Genomic DNA, 2,724 nt, shown 5'->3' with positions numbered 1-2,724 from the left:
GTTTCCGACGGAGGCGTGAACGAGATCGTTTACACGGACCGATATGTGTTCTCGCCGCTCGCCTGGTCGCGGAGCTTATCGGCGCCCTTCGCCGGGCGATCGCGCCGGCGCTGCTCATCGCGCAGCAGGCCCAGATTGTCGATCTCGGCGGCCCGCTGCTGCTGGCGTCCGATCGGTTTCAGGGACTGAGCTACGACGGCAGCACCATCCATCCACCCGATCCGAATTTCTGGGGCTCCCTCTAACGCATGCGCATGACAGGCCGGAGCAGGCCGCGCCAGAACCCGGCGGTATTCGCCCCTCGCACCGGAACGCTTGCCCGTGGCGTCCGTTACGGGCCGCGTAATGGTGTCGCCAACCAGCCGATTGCCGTCGCGAGCGCGGATGGCTATTCCTCTACAAACAGAACGAGCCGTAAGGCACGACACGAATTGGTTGAGCGGACACCCGATCCGCGACAACCCAAGCTGATCCAAGGAGTTATGATGCCCCCACATGCCGCACTTAGCCCCGGCCGCGTCGCCGTCATCACCGGCGGGGCGAGCGGCATCGGCCTTGCGGCGGCCAGGCGCTTCGCCGCGCTCGGGATGAAGCTTGTCCTCGCCGATCTGCGGCAGGACGCGCTCGACAAGGCCGCTGCCGAATTGGACGGCGCGACCGTCATCACGGTGCCGACGGATGTCAGCAGGATCGAGGAGGTACAGCGCCTCAAAGAGCGGGCCTACGCCGAATTCGGCGAGGTCGCGGTGCTGATGAACAATGCCGGAACCTCGCCAGGCGGCGGGCCGTTCGACCACTACGACCGCTGGCAGCGCGTGCTCGGGGTCAATCTCTGGGGAGTCATCAACGGAGTCCACGCCTTCACCCAGGCGATGGTCGACCAGCAGACGCCCGGCGCGATCGTCAATACTGGCTCCAAGCAGGGGATCACCTGTCCGCCGGGCGATACGGCCTACAACATCACCAAGGCCGGGGTGAAGGTACTGACCGAGGGCCTCGCGCACGCCCTGCGCAGCATCGCGGGCGGTCAGGTGACGGCGCACCTGCTGGTGCCGGGCTCGACCTTTACCGGGATGACCGCGCGCGGCCGCACCGAAAAGCCGCCGGGATCATGGACGCCCGACCAGGTGGTCGACGTGCTGGTCGAGCGGATGGGCAAAGGCGATTTCTACATCGTCTGCCCCGACAACGACGTGACCACCGACGTCGACAATCGGCGTATTTTGTGGTCGGCGGAAGACATCATCCGCAACCGGCCGGCGCTGTCGCGCTGGCACCCGGACTACGCCGAGGAGTTTGCCGCGTTTCTCGCCGCGCCATCGCCGTTCCGGTCGAATTGAACCGGCTCAAGAGGACAGGCATGGAATACACCAAGCTCGGCCGTACTGGCCTCGATGTCTCACGAATCTGTCTCGGCTGCATGAGTTACGGCGGCGGCAGCCAAGGCAACCACGCCTGGAGCCTCAGTGAGGAAGAAAGTCGCCCGTTCATCAAAAAGGCGCTCGAAGGTGGGATCAATTTCTTCGACACCGCCAATCGCTATTCGCTCGGCAGCAGCGAAGAAATCCTCGGCCGCGCGGTCAAGGATTTCGCCCGGCGCGACGAGGTCGTGATCGCCACCAAGGTCCATGGCCGGATGCGTCCCGGTCCCAATGGCGGCGGGCTGTCGCGCAAGGCGATTTTCACCGAGATCGACAACAGCCTCAAACGCCTTGGGATGGATTACGTCGATCTCTACCAGATCCATCGCTTCGACCACGAAACGCCGATCGAGGAGACGCTTGAGGCCCTGCACGACATCGTCAAGGCCGGCAAGGCGCGCTACATCGGCGCCTCGTCAATGCGCGCCTGGGAGCTCGCCCGCGCCCTCGGCATTGCCGAGAAGAACGGCTGGACGCGCTTTGTCAGCATGCAGAACCTCGTCAACCTGCTTTACCGCGAGGAGGAGCGCGAGATGCTGCCGCTGTGCGCGGCCGAGGGCATCGGCGTCATACCGTGGAGCCCGCAGGCGCGCGGCAAGCTGAGTCGCGATTGGGACTACACGAGCATGCGCACCGAGACCGACCCGGCAATGAGCCGGCTTTTCGCGAAGACCGAAGAAGCCGACAAGAAAGTCGCGGACCGGGTCGGCGAGGTCGCCAAGGCGCGCGGTCTGCCGCGCGCCCAGATCGCTCTTGCCTGGCTTTTGGCAAAGCCGATGATCACCGCGCCGATCGTCGGCGCCACCAAGCTCACCCACCTCGACGAAGCGCTCGCCTCGGTCGGCGTCAAACTGTCGGCCGATGAGATTGCAGCGCTTGAAGAACCCTACGTTCCGCATGCGGTCGTCGGCATCGCCCAGTAGATTGCCCGAGGAGCCATGACCGTTCGTTTCTCGACCTGTCGGCGACTGCGGTGCTACCCGGGCGCTGCCGCGCTCGACGGTTTCCAGATCAATTTTCACGGCAACCGCGACCTCGACCAGCTCCTCCAGTCGATGGAGTGCTTCATGCGGGAGGTCGCGCCGCTGGTCACAAGCACCAGTTAACTTTTAGAGAGGCGCAAACGCTGCCGCTCGACGGCGAGCCGAGGCCCATCGGCGGCGTCGGACGAGCCCGCTTTGTCTACGCGCCGGATGCCGGCCGCTTCACCACCGACCTGCGCATCGGCGATCTGGTCGGGGAAGGCGCTGTCGTTGCCACGATAGGACCGCTCGCGCTTCGCGCGCCGATAGCCGGCGTGTTA

The 2,724-nt window shown here is 65.2% G+C and carries 2 protein-coding genes and 2 pseudogenes; all 4 read left to right on the top strand.

All coding sequences use genetic code 11. The features are described 5' to 3' along the window. Window positions 1-245, top strand: a pseudogene (locus JOY90_RS00360) (hypothetical protein); the annotation flags it as partial. Window positions 246-248: 3 nt separating this feature from the next. Then, on the top strand, window positions 249-1,340 hold the full coding sequence (locus tag JOY90_RS00355) for an SDR family NAD(P)-dependent oxidoreductase (protein WP_367276860.1): 1,092 nt from the start codon (window positions 249-251) through the stop codon (window positions 1,338-1,340). 20 nt (window positions 1,341-1,360) lie between these two features. After that, on the top strand, window positions 1,361-2,344 hold the full coding sequence (locus JOY90_RS00350) for an aldo/keto reductase (protein ID WP_291689190.1): 984 nt from the start codon (window positions 1,361-1,363) through the stop codon (window positions 2,342-2,344). Between the two features lie 137 nt (window positions 2,345-2,481). Further along, window positions 2,482-2,724, top strand: a pseudogene (locus JOY90_RS00345) (hypothetical protein); the annotation flags it as partial.

It is taken from the genome of Bradyrhizobium sp. (assembly GCF_019242285.1).
Taxonomy (GTDB): domain Bacteria; phylum Pseudomonadota; class Alphaproteobacteria; order Rhizobiales; family Xanthobacteraceae; genus Bradyrhizobium.
This window is presented reverse-complemented; position numbering and strand designations above follow the sequence as displayed.